We start from the raw sequence: 19,869 nt of genomic DNA, 5'->3' as shown, positions 1-19,869 counted from the left end.
AGCACTGCTGCCGGGTGGCGCTACGCTTCCCCAGCCTACATACCGTAGGCCAGTGCAAGCGCAGCGCCGCCTGGCGTTGCTTTTAATTATTCAACCGATACGTTTTCGAAGTGGTGTTTGCCCAGTGGATCAACCACGTAGCCCTTCACTTCTTTACGCACTGGCTCATACACGGTGGAGTGAGCAACAATCAGCGCCGGAGCCTGATCGTGCATAACAACCTGAGCCTGCTTGTAGAGTTCAATACGTTTGTTGTGATCGTCGGTCGCACGCGCCGGCTGGATCAGGTCTTCAAACGGCTTGTAGCACCAGCGAGAGTAGTTAGAGCCGTCTTTCGCTGCCGCACAGCTGAACAGGGTGGCGAAGAAGTTGTCCGGATCCCCGTTGTCACCGGTCCAGCCCATCATTACCGCCTGGTGCTCACCCGCTTTGGCGCGCTTCAGATACTCGCCCCACTCGTAGGTCACAATCTTGGCCTGAACGCCAATTTTCGCCCAGTCAGCCTGGACCATTTCCGCCATACGGCGTGCGTTCGGGTTGTACGGACGCTGTACCGGCATCGCCCACAGCTCGACGGTAAAGCCTTTATCCTGGCCCGCTTCTTTCAGCAGCGCTTTCGCTTTCTCAGGATCGTAACTGTAGTCCTTAACGTCGTCGTTATAGCCCCACATGGTTGGTGGGATCAGGTTCTTGGCAGCAACGCCCGCGCCCTGGTAAACGGCCTTGATGATCGCTTCTTTGTTCACCGCGTAGGTCAGCGCCTGACGTACTTTGACGTCATCAAACGGTTTCTTCTCGGTGTTGAAGGAGAGATAGCCTACGTTCAGGCCCGCCTGCTCCATCAGGTTGATGTTCTTGTCCTGCTTCATGCGCGCGATGTCTGCCGGGTTCGGGTACGGCATCACCTGGCATTCGTTTTTCTGCAGTTTAGCGTAACGTACGGACGCATCAGGCGTGATGGAGAAGACCAGACGGTCGATCTGCGGCTTGGTGCCCCAGTAGCCCGGGAACGCTTTATACAGAATACGGGAGTCTTTCTGGTACTGCAGCAGCTGGAACGGGCCGGTACCGATTGGGTTCAGGTCCACTTTTTCCGGCGTGCCGGCTTTCAGCATGTTGTCCGCATACTCTTTAGAGAGAATAGAGGCGAAGTCCATGGCCAGGTCAGCCAGGAATGGCGCTTCCGGACGGGTCAGCACGAACTGAACGGTTTTATCATCTACTTTTTTCACTTCGGCGATCAGGTCCGGCAGACCCATCCCTTCGAAGTATTCGTAGCTGCCGCCAGACACTTTGTGGTACGGGTTCTGGGCGTTTTTCTGACGGTCGAAGGAGAACACAACGTCGTCGGCGTTAAAGTCGCGCGTTGGTTTGAATTCTTTGCTGTCCTGCCACTTCACGCCCTGGCGCAGGTGGAAGGTATAGGTTTTGCCGTCTTCGCTGATGTCCCACTTCTCGGCCAGACCCGGAATCACTTCCGTGGTGCCGGTTTTGAATTCAACCAGACGGTTATAGATAGGTACAGAGCTTGCGTCGTAAGTCGTACCAGAGGTAAAGAGCTGTGGGTTAAAGCCTTCCGGCGAGCCTTCAGAACAGTAAACCAGGGTTTTTGCCTGTACGCTTGCTGCCACGGTCATAGCCACCAGGCTCAGACCAAGCTTCAGCATCCCTGACTTCTTCAAGGAAATACTCATTATTCTGCTCCAATGTGATGTTTTGCTTTGTTGTGTTACGCCGCCAGACCTTTATTTATTTTTTACCCGGTCCGGTCGGAGGTGCCCGAAGGCGTTAAAGGGATGGAGAATCCTTTCAGAAGAGCGTTTGAGTTGCAGCGCAGATCGTCCCTGAAATGCCCCTCATGCCCTACAATCTGTCAACAGAATGTGAAAACGTCAATACAGGTGACGGGGATTTGCGCCGAGTGTGAGAAACCGCAAACAAAGATTAAAAAAACCCTGAACGCCAGTTTTCAGCAGGGAAATTTATGCTACTCGCCAACTTGCAGCACAAATATCTTCATATTTCGCAACAATCAGTGATTAACTTTTATTCAGAATGGGTAAATTTTCTTGCAGAATGGTGATTTACTGAGCACTAAATACCGCGAACGTTAAAACGCACAGCGAAAAATGCTGAGGTTATCCATAAGCAACGCGAAAAAAGATCAATCTATATATAAAAAAATACAATGGATTATGTCACAAAATCGTTAACAGGCAGGAAGAAGCGGGGATAAGGGGCATTTTACTGAATCTGGATGAGTAAGCCGTTAATGCAAAAAGGGCTAACCTTGCGGTTAGCCCTTTTCAGAATGTGGTCGGCGAGAGAGGATTCGAACCTCCGACCCACTGGTCCCAAACCAGTTGCGCTACCAAGCTGCGCTACTCGCCGAATGCGGAGCGCATCTTACTGCTGAGGTGCGCCCCCGTCAATCCCTTATTTTCAAAAAGCCATTCAACTGGCGATATTCTCGCCAGAGCAGCTACTGCGCGGCTTTTGCGGTGTTATCAGGGAGTTTACACCAGTTGTTGTTTTCGTTAATCCCACCGTTCGGTGAGGTATAGCCGAGGCAACCCATAATGGTGTCATACAGCTCAACGTGACGGCGCGGCACCTTCATTTCCGCCTCTTTCTTAAGCTGAGCAAACATCTTCGCTTTCTCCGGATTTTCAAGATACTTATCCGACATCCACATGATCATCGGCACGCGGAACTGCTCCGGCGGTGCCAGCTTGCGCGGCGTACCGTGCAGGTGCTCTTTCTCATTAATGGACTCACCGTGGTCTGCGGCGTAGATAACAATCGCTTTTTTATCACGCAGCTGGTCAATCACCCGGCTCAGGAAGGTATCCACATACAGTACCGAGTTATCGTAGGCGTTGATCAGTTCCTGCTTGCTGCAGTCTTTATTAATACCTACGCACTCAGGCTGCCATTTCGCGAAATCGCGCGTGTAACGCTGGTAATAACTGTAATGCGACCCTTTGGTATGCAGAATGACGAGATGTTTGCCCTGCGGGTGATTCTTCAGAGACTGGGACATCTCCTCAAGCAGCAGCATGTCGTCCACGTTTTTCCCGCGGTTGCGAGGCTCGGCACCAATCTGCTCACGATACGCGATGTTATCTGCCAGCGTGTTGGTGTAGAACCACATCTCACTTTGCATGGCGAACAGATCGGAGCTAAATCCAAGCTGCTTCAGCACGGCAAAGACGTTTTGTTCTTTCAGCGTACGTTGCGGGTTATCGCTCGCCCCGCCTTCACGCACAAACATACAGCGCAACGAGAGCTTCGTGGCGGTATCGCAGGAATAGCCGCGGTAAGCCACCAGATTCTTCTCCTGCGCCAGTTTCGGCGTGGTATCGCGGTCATAACCGAGGATACCCATATGATCCCAGCGCGTCGTTTCACCGATGACAAAGACTACGTAAGTATCATCCAGCCCGTCAGCCGGCGCCTGGTAGGTGAACTTTTTGGTCGGGTTAATCAGCGATTTCACATCGCTGGATTCGTCCGCCTGCGCCCAGGCGTAAAGACCTAACGCGGACAGCCAGTTGGACGGCAGATACGAGTTAGCCACTACGCCGCCATAGCTCGGCATATCCACGCCCGTCGCTTTTTCGATCCGTTTTTGCTGTTTTTCCATCAGGCGAATCGGCGCCCACACCAGCAGGCCCGCCAGCAGAACGACGGCGACGTTGCGGATGCGCTGTCCCCGGGTACGCAGCTGGCGTAACAGGGTATAACGGCAGGTATTACTCCAGATAAAGAAGAGCGGGATCAGGCAGGTCAAAATCGTCCATATGATGAACCCTTGACCCACCACCTCTTTCGAGAGGTCGATGTCCGTGGTCATCACCGAGGCGACAATACCGTAGCCAATGACCACGTTCATGAATGTCATGTAATAGCTTGCGGCGGCAGAAATAATCACCACCAGCGAGGCCAGAATTTGCCATGTACGTCGGCCAAAAAGTGAGAGCAGGCGTAACAGGAAGAAGGTTGCCAGGATAGAGCCAAACACTTCGATGACGGCAAAAATTCCATTTCTTACGCTGAGGTGTTCGAAATAACCTTCCACACGTCTGAACAGTACCGCGCCATTCAGAAACAAACCGATATAGACAGCCAGCATCAGACACAATCTTTGCTGGGTAAGAGACCTAATATATTTCATGCAAACAACCCTGGGGGAAGGGGTATAAAGACCCGCCGAATCTCAGTGAGAAAGCTGACAGAGTAAGTAGATGCGAGCGAAACCGTTATCAGAAACGTCTACAAGCGCGATAAGTAGACCACAGCGGGAAAGAAAAGTGGCAGCAGAGAGTGTGATCGAGGAAATTTTTTACAAAATAACAAGTCCGAAAGTGATGTTGAGATAAAAAAAAGAGGCCCTGAGGCCCCTTTTCATCGAATCATGCATGCGCTTCTTTATACACCTCGCGCTGCGGCTGACGAATCGTTGTGGACAGCGCCAGCGAGATAATCAGCAAGGCAAATATCACGCAGAAGGTTACGTAGAAGCCACCGAACAGCGAGGCAATCAGCGACCCGCAGATACTGCCGATACCGAAGCCGAGATATATAACGCCGTAGTTTTTCGCCAGATTGTTCAGGCCGAAGAACTCGCTTACCAGCGACGGGAAAACGGTAATGGTGCCGCCGAAGTTAAAGGCGACGCAGGCAATCGCCGCAAAGAAGGTCGCCTCGTTCAGCGGAGCAAACAGCAGCGCCGCCATGCCCACCAGAGAGATGACCTGCCCCAGCGTAATCACGCGGATGCGGGCGATTTTGTCAGACAGGATACCGAGCACCAGACGACCCGAGAGGTTAGCAATGGAGATGACCGTCACCGCATTCGCCGCCGTCGCGGCATCCAGTTTTACCATCCCCTGCGCGATATCTTTCGCCACACCGATGACATACAGACCGCTCATGCAGGCCGTCAGGAACATCACCGCCAGCATCCAGTACTGCGGTTTACGCATGGACTGCGCGAGGGTGAAATCATTCTCCACCACGCCGTTAACGGTTTTCACTTCCTGCTGCGGGGCATCTTTCATCAGCGTGGCACCAAACAGAATCATCACCAGGACAATAGCCCCCCAGATCATGAACGTTTTTTCGAGGCCAACGGAAGCCAGCAGTTGAGAGTCGATAAATTTAAAGCCAAGGCTGCCCAGGCCATAGGAGCCGATAGCAAACGCGGAGATTAAGCCTTTACGCTCCGGGAACCACTTCACGCAATTCGACAGCGTCAGCAGGTAACCTGCGCCGTCCGCCAGCCCCACCAGCACGCCGGCGCTCAGCCACAGCATCATCAGGTTGCTGGAATGCGCCGTCAGGAAAAAGCCCAGGCCCAGCAGAATGCCGGAGGCCATGGTCACGCGCTTCACGCCGAAGCGTTCCTGAAGTTTGCCCGCCACGGAAGAGGAAATCGCTAATCCAAGACTCAGCAAGCCGAAGGAGAATGCCACCTGGCTTATCGGCGCGCCGAGCTTATCAGACAAGGCGCTGTTAAACAGACTCCAGGTATAGACCGAACCCAGTGCGAACTGAGTAATGATGGTGCCGAATAGCGTTAGCCAGCGCGTGCGGTTATAGGTTGAGGTGTTCATGGCAGTATCCTGCAAGAGAAATTAAGGAAGTTCGCTGAGGACACGATAAACAAAACCCCAAAACGCCAGGGGTAAAACGGCATGAAATGCAGGAGAAACGGAATGAAATGCCTGGAAGCGGGAATGAACGACCTTGCCGGAGAAGAAAACGTTTAAAGGTGAGTGACCACTATCACCACACCCCTCGCCGTTATTGTATTAAATATGTTACCGCAGCGTTTAAAAAAGTAACAACCTTAAAATTTGGCGCTTAAGCCCAAGGTATACAAATATTCTTCTTCCGACTGCTGGTTGTAGCTGATCTTCGCCCAGGGGTGTAAATCGCCGTACTGGGTATCAACACGCCACCCCAGCGAGTTCACGCTGGCATGCCAGAGGGGTTCGGTAAGCGACTGCGCGGTGGTTGTATCACTAAACGTATTTACCGTTGAGGGTGGAGTGCCCTCTGTGCGCCACGCCATGACCGGCCCGGTTGTAATATGCCCCGCCACGGGAAAATTCCAGCCAACGCTCAGAACGGTTTCCGCATCCGAACCGGATGGGTCGTTCAGCGCAAAGCCCGCAGCATTCTGCGAATGGTTAATACGCTCCGCGAGAATATCTTCATAACGAGGTTGGTGATCGGCGTCCCATGTATAGCGTTCTGTCGTATTACTTTGTGCATCTGAAACGATATATTCCTGTTGCCACGCAAAAGCGGTGTTACATATAAGCAGGCAGGCTGAAACGCCCACCAGGCCAGAAGCAGCATGGCGACCACTGATTTTTTTTATCATCATCAAAGCGACTCCAGAAAGAGCCGAGTTCGGCGATATATGTCATTGTTCGAAGAGGTATTGGGGCATATAGCCCTGTATTAACTATTGTCTCTTTAGCAGACACGTCAAGCCGGGCAGATTGAAATTTTTGCGTTTATCGTATCAGGAAGGGAGATGACCTATGCAACGTTGCGGTTGGGTAAGCCAGGATCAGCTTTATATCGATTATCACGACAAGGAATGGGGCGTACCGGAAACCGACGGTGAAAAACTGTTTGAAATGATTTGCCTTGAAGGCCAGCAGGCCGGTCTGTCGTGGATCACCGTTCTGAAAAAGCGTGAGAACTACCGCAATGCCTTCCACCGGTTCAATCCGGCTGCGGTAGCCGCCATGACCGATGACGACGTGGAAAGGCTGGTTCTGAATCCCGGTATCATCCGCCATCGCGGTAAAATTCAGGCGATTATCGGTAACGCGCGGGCTTATCTGGCGATGGAGCAAAACGGCGAACCCTTCTCAGCATTTGTCTGGTCGTTTGTGGATAACGAGCCGAAGGTGACGCGGGCCGCCACGCTTGCAGAGATCCCAACCTCGACCCCTGCCTCGGATGCCCTGTCGAAAGCGCTGAAAAAACGCGGCTTCAAGTTTGTGGGCACCACCATCTGTTACTCCTTTATGCAAGCCTGCGGGCTGGTCAATGACCATATTACGGGCTGCATCTGCCACCCGGAGGGCAACCATGATCCGCAAATGGCACAGTGAGAATACCGCTCAGCTCCTGAGACTGTGGCTTGAGAGCACCACCGAGGCGCATCCGTTTATCGACGCCGACTACTGGAAAGCGAACGAAGCGCTGGTGCGGGATGAATACCTTCCCGCCGCCGAAACCTGGGTCTGGGAGGAGAACGGCACGCCGCGCGGTTTTATCAGCGTCATACAGTCGCAGTTTGTGGGGGCGCTGTTCGTTACGCCAGCGTATATCGGAAAAGGCATCGGGCGCGCGCTGCTGAACCATGTTCAACAGCGCTTCCCGCACTTAACCCTGGAGGTGTATCAGAAAAACGTCCGGGCGGTGAATTTCTACCATGCTCAGGGCTTTCGCATTGAAGACAGCGCCTGGCAGGATGACACCCAACACCCGACGTGGATCATGAGCTGGCAGGCGGATCAAACGCCGTTAAGGTAAGCTCGGGCCCCTCATATTTTTCTACCCAGGCCAGCGCCGTGTTCCCTGCGCAACCATTCCCCAGCTTCGAGCTGGGGAGATCTTTGGTCAGCACGTTAACCGCCCCGTTTTTACAGATCCCACCTTCGGTGGGCTCAAGATCGGGCCAGGCTCCCTGATGAATACAGATCACACCTGGCTTAATCCCGTCGCTGACCACCGCCCCTGCCAGCACCTGTCCACGCTGGTTCCAGACGCGCACCACGTCACCGTCCGCAATCCCACGCGCTTTGGCGTCAAAAGTATTCAGCGTAATTGGCTCCCGCCCGGCGACCGCATACTGCTCGCGCAGAGAGGTGTAATTAAGCTGACTGTGCAGACGATGCGCCGGATGGGCAGACAGCACCTGCAGCTGCTCCGGCTGAGCGTTGCCGTGCCACTCGTCCGGCTCCAGCCACGAAGGGTGTGGCGGACAATCGGCATATCCAAAGCTGGCGATGCGCTCGCTGTAGATCACAATCTTGCCGCTCTCGGTTTTCAGCGGATGGTTTTCCGGGTCGCGACGGAAATCGGCGAAACGGACAAATCGGGCGTTCTGTTCGCTTTCCGGCATTTCGAGAATCTGGTTCGCCTCCCAGAATTCAGCAAATGGCGGAAGCGTCACGCCCTGCGCCGCACCGCGCTGTCCGGCGATCTGGTAGAAACTCTCCAGCCACTGCAGGTCATTTTTCCCTTCGGTAAAGCGTTCGCGACCGCCCGCTTCCCAGAGCTCGCTCAGTTCAGCAAACACGTCAAAATCATCACGCGCTTCATCACGCGGGGCCACCACGCGCTTCATCGGCACCATATGCTGGTTGCTGTAATCGCCGGTCATGGTGAGATCGTTACGCTCAAACGACGTGGTCGCCGGCAGCACGATATCGGCATGTTTGGCCGAGGCGGTCCAAAAGCACTCGGAAATCACTACCAGCTCCGGCTTTTGCCAGGCGCGGATCAGGCGATTGGTATCCTGATGGTGCGTGAAGTTTGCCCCGCCCGCCCACCAGACAAACTTAATGTCCGGGAAGTGGCGGTCCAGACCGTTATGCTGATAAAAACCGCCCGGGTTTTCCAGGGCTTCAACGATTCGTGCCACCGGGATTTTATCCACGGCATCCACGCCGCCCTGCACCGAGCCTTGCAGGGACGCCAGCACCGCCGCTTTACGCGTTGGGTTACCGCCGTTCGCAAAGTGATAGGAAAGACCAAAACCGCCGCCCGGCGTACCAATCTGTCCGAGCATCGCGGCAAGGGTCACCAGCATCCAGTGTTTCTGCTCGCCGAACTGCTGGCGCTGCATCCCCCAGCCGGACATTAACATCGTGGTATTTTTATGGAACAGTGCCGCCAGTTCGCGGATTTTAGCCGCTGGAACGCCACAAATTTCCGCGGCCCACTCTGCCGTTTTCACTACCCCATCAGATTCGCCCGTCAGGTAGTCGGCGAATTTGTCAAAGCCGGACGTGCACCGGGCGAGGAAATCGCGGTCGTGCCAGCCGTTCTCCACCAGCGTATGGGCGATACCCAGCATCATCGCCACGTCGGTGCCCATATGAGGAGCAATCCACTCGGCGCTGTCGCCGAAGAAATCCATGGTTTCAGAACGCATCGGATCAATGCATATGATGCGTTTGCCGCTTTTGCGCAGCGCGTCGAAATACCCCATCCCCTGCTCGTCGCTGGCATTCCAGGCAATTTTCAGCGTGTTCAGCGGGTTGGCGCTCCACAGCACCACCACGTCGGAGCGCTGCAGCACCAGCGGCCAGCTGGTCTGCTGCTGGTACACTTCGTTCCCGCCCACGACGTACGGCATGATCGCCTGCGCCGCGCCGGTCGAATAGTCTCCCAGATGACCGGTATAGCCCCCGGCCAGGCTCATGTAGCGCTGCAGCAGGGTCGAGGCCTTGTGCAGCACGCCGTTCGAGCGCCAGCCATAGGAGCCGGCAAAAATGGACGATGGGCCATAGCTTTCGCGAATGCGCTTATGCTGCGTATGGATCAGCGCCAGCGCATCGTCCCAGCTCACGCGAACAAACTCATCCTGACCACGGATCCCCTGCGGCTTATCCGGCGAGGCTAGAAAACCTTTGCGCACCATCGGCCAGCGCACGCGCGTTTTGCTGTGCACCTGATCGCGTACGACGGTCTGTAACGAATTGGGATGTTGTGTTGGCAGTGCCCCACGGGACGACAGAACATTTTCGCCATCGGTTTCGACCAGCATCGGCCCCCAGTGGGCGGCGGTCAGAATGGTTTTTGTTGAGGTGCTCAAGCGTGCGCTCCTGGTTGCGTGCAGGTTTACGGCCTTCTCGTTGAGGTCGTTTATGGTTTGTCACAAATTTCAGAGTTATACCCGGAATTTTCTCCGTATCTGGACGTCATAATCAACTGCCACGCTCGCCGTGGCAAAGAATAAAAAGGATTAAGGAAAGAAGATGAAAAAACGCGTACTCGTTATTGCCGCTCTGGTGAGCGGTGCACTGGCTGTTTCTGGCTGCACAACCAACCCTTACACCGGTGAGCGCGAAGCGGGTAAATCCGGCATTGGCGCAGGTATCGGCTCGCTGGTCGGCGCAGGCGTTGGGGCACTCTCCTCCTCCAAGAAAGACCGCGGCAAAGGTGCGCTGATTGGCGCAGCGGCAGGTGCGGCGCTGGGCGGCGGCGTCGGTTATTACATGGACGTGCAGGAAGCGAAACTGCGCGACAAAATGAAGGGAACCGGCGTGAGCGTCACCCGCAGCGGCGATAACATCATCCTGAACATGCCGAACAACGTGACCTTTGACAGCAGCAGCGCCACGCTGAAACCTGCGGGCGCGAACACCCTGACCGGCGTGGCGATGGTGCTGAAAGAGTACAACAAGACCGCCGTGAACGTGATTGGCTACACCGACAGCACCGGCAGCCAGGATCTGAACATGCGTCTGTCTCAGCAGCGTGCCGATTCCGTGGCCAGCTCCCTGATAACCCAGGGCGTTGAAGCAAACCGCATCCGCACCAGCGGCATGGGCCCTGCCAATCCTATCGCCAGCAACAGCACGGCGGAAGGTAAAGCGCAAAACCGTCGCGTAGAGATTACGTTGAGCCCGATTCAGTAATCCCCGAGGGAGAGGGCCGGGGTGAGGGCAACAGACCGCACACCCCGGCATGAACCACTTGCCATCGTTGATTTTCCCGCTAAGGTATTCTCACTAAATTCAGGGAAATCAGCGATGAGCAAACCAGCCCGGGCCACCATCAGCGACGTGGCGAAAGCCGCCAAAACCGGTAAAACCAGCATTTCGCGCTACCTCAACGGCGAGAAACACCTGCTGTCCGACGCATTGCTGGCGCGTATTGAACAGGCCATTGCCGATCTCGACTATCGTCCCAGCCTGATGGCGCGCGGGCTCAAACGCGGTCGCACCCGTTTGATCGGCCTTATTATCGCCGATATCACCAACCCCTACTCCGTCAACGTCCTCAGCGGTATCGAGGCCGCCTGCCGCGAGAAGGGCTTCACGCCGCTGGTCTGTAATACCAACAACGAAGTCGACCAGGAACTGCACTACCTCGATCTGCTGCGCAGCTACCAGGTGGAAGGGATTGTGGTTAACGCAGTCGGCATGCGTGAAGAGGGCCTGAACCGCCTGCAGCAGTCCTCCCTGCCCATGGTCCTCATCGACCGTAAAATCCCGGAATTCGCCTGCGATGTCGTCGGGCTGGATAACACCCAGGCAGCCACAACCGCGACCGAGCACCTTATTGAACAGGGCTTCGAAGCGATTCTTTTCCTGAGCGAACCGCTGGGAATGGTAAATACCCGACGCGACCGCCTGGCGGCATTTCGCGCCACGCTTGCGCGTTATCCCGGTGCGATCGCCGAAAATGCCGAAACGCCGCTTCACGAAGCCGACCAGATCGACAACACCCTGCGCCAGTTCCATACCCGCCATCGCGGGATGCGCAAAGCCGTTATCTCCGCCAACGGGGCGCTGACGCTTCAGGTCGCCCGCTCGCTCAAGCGCATTGGTCTGCACTGGGGCAGCGATATCGGTCTGCTGGGCTTTGATGAACTGGAGTGGGCGGAGCTGGCTGGCGTAGGTATTACGACCCTTAAACAACCCACCTGGCAGATTGGCTATGCCGCTGTAGAACAAGTGATTCGTCGTATTGAAGGCACCCGCGATGCCGTACGCGAGCAGGTCTTCTCCGGCGAGCTGATCGTTCGCGGCTCCACCGCCCGTTAATTCCCCCTTGTGATAGCGATCATAAATTCGACATCCTGATCTTTTCTTTGGAACCGGTTCCATCTAGCGTAATAGTATTGATATGTTGCGATGGAGTCCGAAGATGGGCAGGAAAATCATGGTGGTCACCGCCGCGTATGGCGCGGAACAGGTGCGACAGGCAGGCGGTCAGCGGGCGATGCTCCCCGTTATTGCAGGCGCAGGGGCAGACGGCGTGGAGATCCGCCGCGAACTGTTTAACAGCGAAGAGCTGCTGGCGCTGCCTGCACTGAGCGAATCCATCGAGCTAATGGGTCTGCTGGCGTGCTACTCCGCGCCCGCCGCCCTGTTTATGGCCGACGGCACCCTTAACCCGGACCTGCCCCGCTATCTCTCTGAGGCCAACACCCTTAACGCCCTGTGGCTGAAGGTTTCCCTCGGCCATTTCAGCGACACACAGCCTCTCGACGCCCTGCGCGCCCTGCTGAATGCCAGCGGTATGGCGCTTGTTGTGGAGAACGATCAGACCGACTGCGGGCAGCTCGCGCCCATGCGGCGCTTCCAGGCCTCCTGTCGGGAAATGGCGTTGCCCGTCACGCTGACCTTCGACATGGGCAACTGGCTGTGGGTCGGCGACTCCCCCGAAGAGGCCGCACGTCACCTGGCCCCTGCGGTGAGCTATATCCACGTTAAAGCCGCCGTTCCGCATAAAGATAACTTCCGCGCCGTAGCGCCGGACCGTGCAGACGCGCGCTGGCTGGATCTGCTCGGCCAGCTGCCTGCAGGTGCACCGCGTGGTATTGAGTTCCCGCTGGAAGGGGCGGATTTAACCGCCGTTACCCGTCATTACGTCAACCTGCTGCGCGAGGAGTAAATCATGCACAAAACGCTGGATGCCATCACGATCGGCGAGGCTATGGCAATGTTTGTCGCGACCGAAACGGGCGAACTGAGCGCGGTAGAGCACTTTATCAAACGCGTAGCGGGCGCAGAGCTGAACGTCGCGACCGGCCTGGCGCGTCTCGGTCTGAACGTCGGCTGGGTCAGCCGCGTGGGGGATGACAGCTTTGGCCATTTCGTTCTCGACTCGCTGAAAAAAGAGAATATTGATGCCGCAGGCGTCACCCTGGACGGACGCTTTCCTACCGGCTTTCAGCTTAAATCTAAAGTCGAAAATGGAACCGATCCCATCGTGGAGTATTTCCGCAAAGGTTCGGCGGCAAGCCATCTCTCAACGGAAGATTACCACGCCGGCTATTTTGCCTCCGCGCGCCATCTGCACCTGAGTGGCGTGGCGGCGGCGCTCTCTGACAGTTCCTATGAACTGCTGGACCATGCGGCAACGACCATGAAGTCGCTGGGCAAAACGATCTCTTTCGATCCGAATTTGCGCCCGGTGCTGTGGAAAAGCGAAGCGGAAATGGTCGAGAAGCTGAACCGCCTGGCGTTCCAGGCTGACTGGGTTCTGCCGGGCCTGAAAGAGGGGATGATTCTGACGGGTGAAAATACGCCGGAAGGCATTGCTGATTTCTATCTGAATCAAGGGGTAAAAGCGGTGGTGCTGAAGACCGGTGCCGATGGTGCATGGTTCAAAACGGCCGACGGCGAACAGGGCGCGGTCGCGGCGGTGAAGGTCGAGAACGTTGTCGACACCGTCGGCGCGGGCGATGGCTTTGCCGTAGGCGTCATTAGCGCCCTGCTGGAAGGCAAACCGCTGCAGCAGGCCGTCGCGCGGGGCAATAAGATTGGCTCGCTGGCGATTCAGGTGCAGGGCGACAGCGAAGGATTGCCAACGCGAGCAGAGCTCGGCTTTTAAATTCCCTCTCCCTGTGGGAGAGGGCCAGGGGGCATGCCACACCAAATAATTAAGCCACCGTGTACCCTACAGACAACGGCGGTAACAACCTCAACAACAGAGGCAAGCCTATGAACAGTTCGACCAATGCAGTAAAACGCTGGTGGTACATCATGCCAATCGTGTTTATCACGTACAGCCTGGCGTACCTCGATCGTGCCAACTTCAGCTTCGCATCCGCAGCGGGGATCACTGAAGACCTCGGCATCACCAAAGGTATTTCATCCCTGCTGGGTGCCCTTTTCTTCCTGGGCTACTTCTTCTTCCAGATCCCCGGCGCGATTTACGCGGAACGCCGCAGCGTGCGTAAGCTGATCTTCATCTGTCTGATCCTGTGGGGCGCCTGCGCGTCACTGACCGGCGTGGTGAACAATATTCCTGCCCTGGCGGCCATTCGCTTTATCCTCGGCGTCGTTGAGGCAGCGGTAATGCCGGCGATGCTGATTTACATAAGCAACTGGTTTACCAAATCTGAACGTTCACGCGCGAACACCTTCCTGATCCTCGGTAACCCGGTCACCGTACTGTGGATGTCGGTGGTCTCCGGCTACCTGATCCAGTCCTTCGGCTGGCGCGAGATGTTTATCATCGAAGGGGTACCCGCAATTATCTGGGCATTCTGCTGGTGGGTGCTGGTAAAAGATAAGCCTGCCCAGGCGAAGTGGCTTTCCGAAGATGAAAAAGCCGCGCTGCAGGCGCAACTGGATAAAGAGCAGCAGGGGCTGAAGGCGGTACGCAACTACGGCGAAGCGTTCCGCTCCCGCAACGTTATCCTGCTCTGCGCGCAGTACTTTACCTGGAGTATCGGCGTGTACGGCTTTGTGCTGTGGCTGCCGTCGATTATCCGCAGCGGCGGCGAGAACCTTGGCATGGTGGAAGTGGGCTGGCTCTCTTCCGTACCGTATCTCGCCGCGACCATCGCGATGATCGTTGTCTCCTGGGCGTCGGACAAGCTGCAAAACCGCAAGCTGTTTGTCTGGCCGCTGCTGCTGATTGCCGCTTTCGCCTTCATCGGCTCGTGGGCGGTGGGCGCGAATCACTTCTGGGCCTCTTATACCCTGCTGGTGGTTGCCGGTGCCGCCATGTACGCCCCGTACGGTCCGTTTTTTGCCATCATCCCGGAAATGCTGCCGCGTAACGTCGCGGGCGGTGCAATGGCATTGATTAATAGTATGGGCGCGCTGGGGTCGTTCTGCGGATCCTGGTTCGTCGGCTACCTGAACGGTGTGACCGGCAGCCCATCCGCGTCGTACATCTTTATGGGGGTAGCGCTTTTCGCCTCCGTGTGGCTTACTTTGATTGTTAAGCCTGCTAATAATCAACAGCACCTCGTCGGCGCACGCCACGCCTGAATCCTTAAAAATCAACGGAGATTAGCATGAAGCCGTCCGTCATTTTGTATAAAGCTCTGCCGGAAGATCTGCAGAAACGCCTGGAAGAACACTTCACCGTTACGCAGGTGAAGAACCTGAGCCCGGAGACCGTGGCGCAGCACGCCGATGCGTTCGCCAGCGCCGAAGGCCTGCTGGGTTCAAGCGAAAAAGTGGATGTCGCCCTGCTGGAGAAAATGCCGAAGCTTCGTGCTACCTCAACCGTTTCCGTGGGTTATGACAATTTCGACGTGGATGCCCTGAACGCCCGTAAAATCCTGCTGATGCACACGCCGCATGCCCTGACGGAAACCGTGGCAGATACGCTGATGGCGCTGGTGCTCAGCACGGCCCGTCGCGTGGTGGAAGTGGCCGAGCGTGTGAAAGCCGGCGAATGGACGAAAAGCATTGGGCCGGACTGGTTCGGCGTGGATGTGCATGGCAAAACGCTGGGCATCGTGGGTATGGGGCGTATCGGGCTGGCGCTGGCGCAGCGCGCGCATTTCGGCTTCAACATGCCGATTCTGTATAACGCGCGCCGCCATCACAGTGAAGCAGAAGAACGCTTCAACGCGCGTTACTGCGAGCTGGATACGCTGCTGCAGGAAGCCGATTTTGTTTGCCTGATCCTGCCGCTGACGGATGAAACGCGCCATCTGATTGGCAAATCCGCGTTTGAAAAAATGAAGAAGTCCGCCATCTTCATCAACGCGGGTCGCGGCCCGGTGGTGGATGAGCAGGCGCTGATTGAAGCGCTGCAAAACGGCGAGATCCACGCCGCGGGTCTGGACGTGTTTGAGCAGGAGCCGCTTCCGGTGGACTCCCCACTGCTGAGCATGCCAAACGTCGTCGCCCTGCCACACATCGGCTCTGCTACCCACGAGACGCGCTACAATATGGCGGCGACGGCAGTAGATAACCTGATAGCCGCGCTTGCTGGAAAAGTAGACAGGAACTGCGTTAACCCGCAGATCCAACAGTAGAAACGAAAAAACCCGCCAGAAGGCGGGTTTTTGAATTTTGTGCTACTGGGTTGGAAGCTTACAGGCTTACAACGTTACCAGCTGCTGGGCCTTTAGCGCCGCTTTCGATGGTGAAGGAAACTTTCTGACCTTCGTCCAGAGATTTGTAGCCATCGTTCTGGATAGCAGAGAAGTGTACGAACACGTCTTTAGAGCCATCGTCAGGAGTGATGAAGCCGAAACCTTTATCAGCGTTGAACCATTTAACCAGACCAGTCATTTTAGCAGACATAGAAATTACCTTATTAACAAATATATTGTGCCTTCCGGCTTGATGGATTGCGTTACAGATTTTTAAGCGATGAAGGAAGGGTCACTACGAAGGGTATCTATGGATAACAATCTGGACTGCTTTACTAAACTGCTTTAGGTCTGTGTAACAAACCGACGCGAACAGTTATACCGATGTGGTAGAGGAATGACAAGCGTTATTTTCTGAATGCCGAAAAAAAACCCCGCCTGAGGCGGGGTTTTTCGGTTTATTCTGTGGCAGCGACTGCTGCGCCCCACGCCTGGCTAAAGGCCTGGTGCTGGGCGGCCAGCGGCCCAATCAGCGTATTGTACTGACTTGCCTGCTGCGAGGTTGGGAACTGAATGCCGTTGGCAACAAAGCTCACCTGTGTCCCCTGCTGCGAGATGAAATCCCCGACCTGAACCAGCTGCTGAGTGAAGACCTGCGCGGCCGGAATCAGCGGTTGTATCGCTTCAGACGGTTTCGTCACTACTTTCTCATACACTTTATCGAAGACCGGTTTAAGATCCTCGCCCTGCTTCAGCGCAGAACGTGACGCGTCAGCCTGCATTTTCGCATTTTGCAGCTGCTGGCTCAGCACGCCGAGCGCACCGTTGGACTGGCGCAGCGGCTCGCGCTGAGTCATATAATCCTGGGGAACACGGATGGCGTTCACGCTATCCACTACCGGGCGGATACCGGAGTCCATCGCCTGGCTCACCTGCTGTGAATACCCATAAAGAATGGCGTAATCGGACACAAAGGGGCCAAACTGTTTTTTCTGATCCGCAGTCAGCGTCGGCAACCGCTCGCCGCTGCGCATCACTGTATTCTGCAGAAAATCGATAAACGCTTTGCGCTGATCGCCTTCTTTATCAAAACACCCACTCAGGCTAACAACCATCAACAACGCCGCAATAGGCGCAAACCAGCGAGAGCAGGACTTTCCTGTCGCCATTTTATTACTCCTTTCACCCAAAAAAGCGCACACCGGCACACGCGTGCCCGACGCTGACAAGGATAGTCCAGGTCAGCCTTGCAAGATACTCTTTTCATGTAAAACGACTATTGCCGATTTATTTCTTACTATTTACAAAAAAATACCTGGCGAAGCCGACATATGGTTAATCAGGGAATTAGCATAACTATCCAGATAGCTGAATCGCGTAAAGCGATCGTTACCGCACGATTAATCACAGCCGTGACGATCCTTGGTTTGTATTAGGGACTATTCTTAATTGGCTCTCTGATGTTCTTGATCACGATGTGAGATTTAAGAGGAGTTCTCAATGGAATATAAAGATCCTGAGTTTGAGCTGCTGAGCAGTCTGGAACAGATCGTTTTTAAAGATGTACCGCAGGCCATTACCCTGCAACAAAAATCCAATCCCTTTACAGAATATGAGCAATTGCGCAAAGGGACAGGACTGAAAACTGAAGAATTCGCCAGAGCGATGGGTGTCAGCGTGGCTATGGTGCTGGAGTGGGAGTCAAAACGAGAGAAACCCACCCCAACCGAGTTAAAGCTGATGCGCCTGATTCAGGCCAACCCTGCACTCAGCAAACAGATAGCGTAGTAAAGTTTGAACGCCCCCGCCTCTGCGGGGGCTTGTGTTTAAAGGCTCTCGAAACGCCAGCCCGTCTCTTCCCACACCATCTCGTGCGTCAACGTTAACCCTTTTAAAAACGCATCATCGTGTGACACCACCAGCAGCCCGCCGGGGAAACCAGCCAGCGCCGCTTCAATAGCCTGCACTGAAGCCAGATCCAGATGGTTGGTCGGTTCATCCAGCAACAGCAGCTGCGTGGCCTCCCCGCGCCAAAGCACGCAGGCCAGCGCAGCCTTCAAACGCTCACCACCGCTCAGTTCCGCCAGCGGGAGCGAGACTTTGTCGGCCCCCAGCTGAAGCTGGGCTAAACGGGTACGTAAAATACCTTCTTCCAGGGGCGTATTGCCCAGGTTGAGGTGCGTCATGACCGACTGCGACAGATCGAGCCGGGAAAGATGCTGATCGAGATAAGCACAGCTGACCGATACCTTGCAGGTTCCTGAGCGTGGACTAATGTCGCCGAGGATGGCTTTCAACAGCGTCGATTTCCCGCAGCCGTTCGGACCTTTTAGCGCCACGCGCATTGGCCCATCCATCCGCCAGCTAAGCGGAGGAACAGGCACATGCGGTAACACCAGATCTTCCAGCACCAGCACCTGTTTACCTTCCGGGATCTGACTCCCCGGCAGGGTAAACATCACCGGGTTATCTTCTTCAACCCGCTCACGCGCCTTGTTTACCGCGGCATTCAGGGCTTCATTTTGCTCGCTGTGCTGTTTTTTCCAGGCGCCGATACGTTCCTTTGCCGCGCCTTTGTATTTGACGTGTTCAAACGACGCGATATTCAGGGTATCGACGGTGCGTAATGTTTTTGCCGAGCGCCGCTGGCTGTCGTCATGCTCTTTTTGCATACGAGCGCGGGTGCGTTTGCGCTCCGTGGCCGCATGTTCCAGCGCCGCGCGGGCCGCCTGCTGTTCGGCATCGCGCTGGGTTTGATAATCCGCATAATTCCCGCCGTAGCTGCGCAGGCCGCCGCTGCTTAGCTCAAGAATACGCGGCACCTGCGCCAGCAGCTCACGGTCATGGGAGGCGACGAGTACGCCGCCCTGATAACGGGCAAGCTGGTCGTAGAACCACGCCCGTCCTTGTCGATCCAGATGGTTAGTCGGTTCGTCCAGCAGCAGGAAATCCGCTTCAGCCGTAAATGCCCCGCACAGCAGCGCGCGAATACGCTCGCCGCCGCTGAGCTCACCGGCTGGCTTATCTGGATCAAACGGCGGAAGTTTCGCCCGGGCAAACGCCTCGCCAAGACGTTCAGCTAAATCCCAGAATCCATCAAGCAGTTCCAGATCGTCAGGCTGGTAATCGCCGCTGTCGATACGCGCTCGAGCCGCGAAGATGGCCTCGTACCCGAGCAGCTCAGCCAGCGTCGTGTGCGGCAAAATGTCCTGCTGCTGAGCCACATAGACATGGGTTCCGGTACGTTCAATATGCCCGCTTGCAGGCTCATCAAGCCCCGCCAGCAGACGCAGCAGACGCGTTTTCCCGCTGCCGTTACGGCCAACCAGAGCGCACAGAGACGGCTCCAGAGAAAAACTCAGCGGACCAAAAAGGGTATCGCCCGTCGCAAACTGACAGGTGACCTGATGCAGAATAAAAGAAGGGGACTGCGCAAAATGAGCCATAAGCACTCCTGAATGAAATCAAAACATCCCCTGCCCACGCGGTGGCGTTTAGCAAGGATCGAAATTCATCAGTCGTGTTTGTTCATTTTTGGGGGGCGCTCCAGAGCGAGAAATTTAACGGAGATAAGGATAGCGGTAATGGGTTGACCATTTCAAGGTTAAATTTTGGACGATTTGTACTCCCTCTCCCTTTGGGCTGAGGGATCCCCACCAAATATTGCCTGCACAGACGGCCCCCTCTCCCTTGAGGGAGAGGGCTGGGGTGAGGGGAAGCATACGACTCTGGTGGTCATTCCGTTCACTTTATGTTCCTTGCTACTCTGTAACGACAATACCCGTGAACGTGCCAGGGTGGCTCAGTCGCCA

At 55.7% G+C, this 19,869-nt stretch carries 17 protein-coding genes and 1 tRNA gene; 9 read left to right on the top strand and 9 right to left on the bottom strand.

Annotated elements, in window-relative coordinates; genetic code table 11:
• Positions 1 to 86: 86 nt before the first annotated feature.
• From dppA to DG357_RS00995, 5 genes are all read right to left on the bottom strand, one after another.
• On the bottom strand, positions 87 to 1,694 hold the full coding sequence (dppA, locus tag DG357_RS01020; RefSeq protein ID WP_028015091.1) for a dipeptide ABC transporter periplasmic-binding protein DppA: 1,608 nt from the start codon (positions 1,692 to 1,694) through the stop codon (positions 87 to 89).
• Positions 1,695 to 2,314: 620 nt separating this feature from the next.
• Positions 2,315 to 2,391: transfer RNA gene (locus tag DG357_RS01010), tRNA-Pro, on the bottom strand.
• Positions 2,392 to 2,482: 91 nt separating this feature from the next.
• Complete coding sequence (gene eptB, locus DG357_RS01005) at positions 2,483 to 4,177, bottom strand: kdo(2)-lipid A phosphoethanolamine 7''-transferase (protein WP_028015090.1); 1,695 nt, start codon at positions 4,175 to 4,177, stop codon at positions 2,483 to 2,485.
• A 238-nt stretch (positions 4,178 to 4,415) separates the two neighbouring features.
• On the bottom strand, positions 4,416 to 5,618 hold the full coding sequence (locus tag DG357_RS01000; protein WP_041911599.1) for an L-lactate MFS transporter: 1,203 nt from the start codon (positions 5,616 to 5,618) through the stop codon (positions 4,416 to 4,418).
• A gap of 236 nt (positions 5,619 to 5,854) precedes the next feature.
• A complete protein-coding gene (locus DG357_RS00995; protein WP_045260015.1) occupies positions 5,855 to 6,397 on the bottom strand; it encodes a lipase in 543 nt (180 codons plus the stop codon).
• Between the two features lie 160 nt (positions 6,398 to 6,557).
• On the opposite strand from DG357_RS00995, the gene tag reads away from it, so the two are divergent.
• Positions 6,558 to 7,139: a DNA-3-methyladenine glycosylase I gene (gene tag / locus DG357_RS00990; RefSeq protein WP_028015087.1), complete on the top strand. Its 582-nt coding sequence runs from the start codon at positions 6,558 to 6,560 to the stop codon at positions 7,137 to 7,139.
• Positions 7,117 to 7,563, top strand: coding sequence for an N-acetyltransferase (locus DG357_RS00985; protein ID WP_028015086.1), 447 nt, complete (start codon positions 7,117 to 7,119; stop codon positions 7,561 to 7,563). Before tag ends, DG357_RS00985 begins: the two co-directional genes overlap by 23 nt.
• Here the strand turns inward: DG357_RS00985 and DG357_RS00980 are convergent.
• Positions 7,526 to 9,805: a molybdopterin guanine dinucleotide-containing S/N-oxide reductase gene (locus DG357_RS00980; protein ID WP_231940813.1), complete on the bottom strand. Its 2,280-nt coding sequence runs from the start codon at positions 9,803 to 9,805 to the stop codon at positions 7,526 to 7,528. The genes DG357_RS00985 and DG357_RS00980 overlap by 38 nt on opposite strands.
• Positions 9,806 to 10,016: 211 nt before the next feature.
• Between DG357_RS00980 and DG357_RS00975 the strand changes: the two genes are divergently transcribed.
• The 6 genes from DG357_RS00975 to ghrB all read left to right on the top strand — a co-directional run bounded on the left by DG357_RS00975 (position 10,017) and on the right by ghrB (position 15,997).
• Positions 10,017 to 10,679 (top strand): OmpA family lipoprotein, encoded by a 663-nt coding sequence (locus tag DG357_RS00975; protein ID WP_008502762.1) that lies wholly within the window; start codon positions 10,017 to 10,019, stop codon positions 10,677 to 10,679.
• A 114-nt stretch (positions 10,680 to 10,793) separates the two neighbouring features.
• Complete coding sequence (locus DG357_RS00970; protein WP_028015084.1) at positions 10,794 to 11,810, top strand: LacI family DNA-binding transcriptional regulator; 1,017 nt, start codon at positions 10,794 to 10,796, stop codon at positions 11,808 to 11,810.
• A 103-nt stretch (positions 11,811 to 11,913) separates the two neighbouring features.
• Positions 11,914 to 12,663 (top strand): sugar phosphate isomerase/epimerase family protein, encoded by a 750-nt coding sequence (locus DG357_RS00965; protein ID WP_088204503.1) that lies wholly within the window; start codon positions 11,914 to 11,916, stop codon positions 12,661 to 12,663.
• Positions 12,664 to 12,666: 3 nt separating this feature from the next.
• Positions 12,667 to 13,605 carry a sugar kinase gene (locus DG357_RS00960; RefSeq protein WP_048960319.1) on the top strand — a complete coding sequence of 313 codons (939 nt, stop codon included), beginning with the start codon at positions 12,667 to 12,669 and terminating at the stop codon, positions 13,603 to 13,605.
• 110 nt (positions 13,606 to 13,715) lie between these two features.
• Positions 13,716 to 14,996 (top strand): MFS transporter, encoded by a 1,281-nt coding sequence (locus DG357_RS00955; RefSeq protein WP_047366951.1) that lies wholly within the window; start codon positions 13,716 to 13,718, stop codon positions 14,994 to 14,996.
• 26 nt (positions 14,997 to 15,022) lie between these two features.
• Complete coding sequence (gene ghrB, locus DG357_RS00950; RefSeq protein WP_047366950.1) at positions 15,023 to 15,997, top strand: glyoxylate/hydroxypyruvate reductase GhrB; 975 nt, start codon at positions 15,023 to 15,025, stop codon at positions 15,995 to 15,997.
• Between the two features lie 58 nt (positions 15,998 to 16,055).
• Here the strand turns inward: ghrB and cspE are convergent, their stop codons facing one another.
• Together cspE and DG357_RS00940 are read right to left on the bottom strand one after the other, a co-directional pair.
• On the bottom strand, positions 16,056 to 16,268 hold the full coding sequence (gene cspE, locus DG357_RS00945; protein WP_003860775.1) for a transcription antiterminator/RNA stability regulator CspE: 213 nt from the start codon (positions 16,266 to 16,268) through the stop codon (positions 16,056 to 16,058).
• 247 nt (positions 16,269 to 16,515) lie between these two features.
• Positions 16,516 to 17,226: a DUF3053 domain-containing protein gene (locus DG357_RS00940; protein WP_045260020.1), complete on the bottom strand. Its 711-nt coding sequence runs from the start codon at positions 17,224 to 17,226 to the stop codon at positions 16,516 to 16,518.
• A 331-nt stretch (positions 17,227 to 17,557) separates the two neighbouring features.
• Between DG357_RS00940 and DG357_RS00935 the strand changes: the two genes are divergently transcribed.
• A complete protein-coding gene (locus DG357_RS00935; protein WP_028015078.1) occupies positions 17,558 to 17,845 on the top strand; it encodes an HTH-type transcriptional regulator in 288 nt (95 codons plus the stop codon).
• A 38-nt stretch (positions 17,846 to 17,883) separates the two neighbouring features.
• Here the strand turns inward: DG357_RS00935 and DG357_RS00930 are convergent, their stop codons facing one another.
• Positions 17,884 to 19,503 (bottom strand): ABC-F family ATP-binding cassette domain-containing protein, encoded by a 1,620-nt coding sequence (locus tag DG357_RS00930; protein ID WP_088204502.1) that lies wholly within the window; start codon positions 19,501 to 19,503, stop codon positions 17,884 to 17,886.
• Positions 19,504 to 19,869: the final 366 nt, after the last annotated feature.

It is taken from the genome of Enterobacter bugandensis (assembly GCF_900324475.1).
Lineage (GTDB): Bacteria > Pseudomonadota > Gammaproteobacteria > Enterobacterales > Enterobacteriaceae > Enterobacter > Enterobacter bugandensis.
Note: the sequence above shows the minus strand (reverse complement) of the source record. Positions and strands in the feature narration are given on the sequence as shown.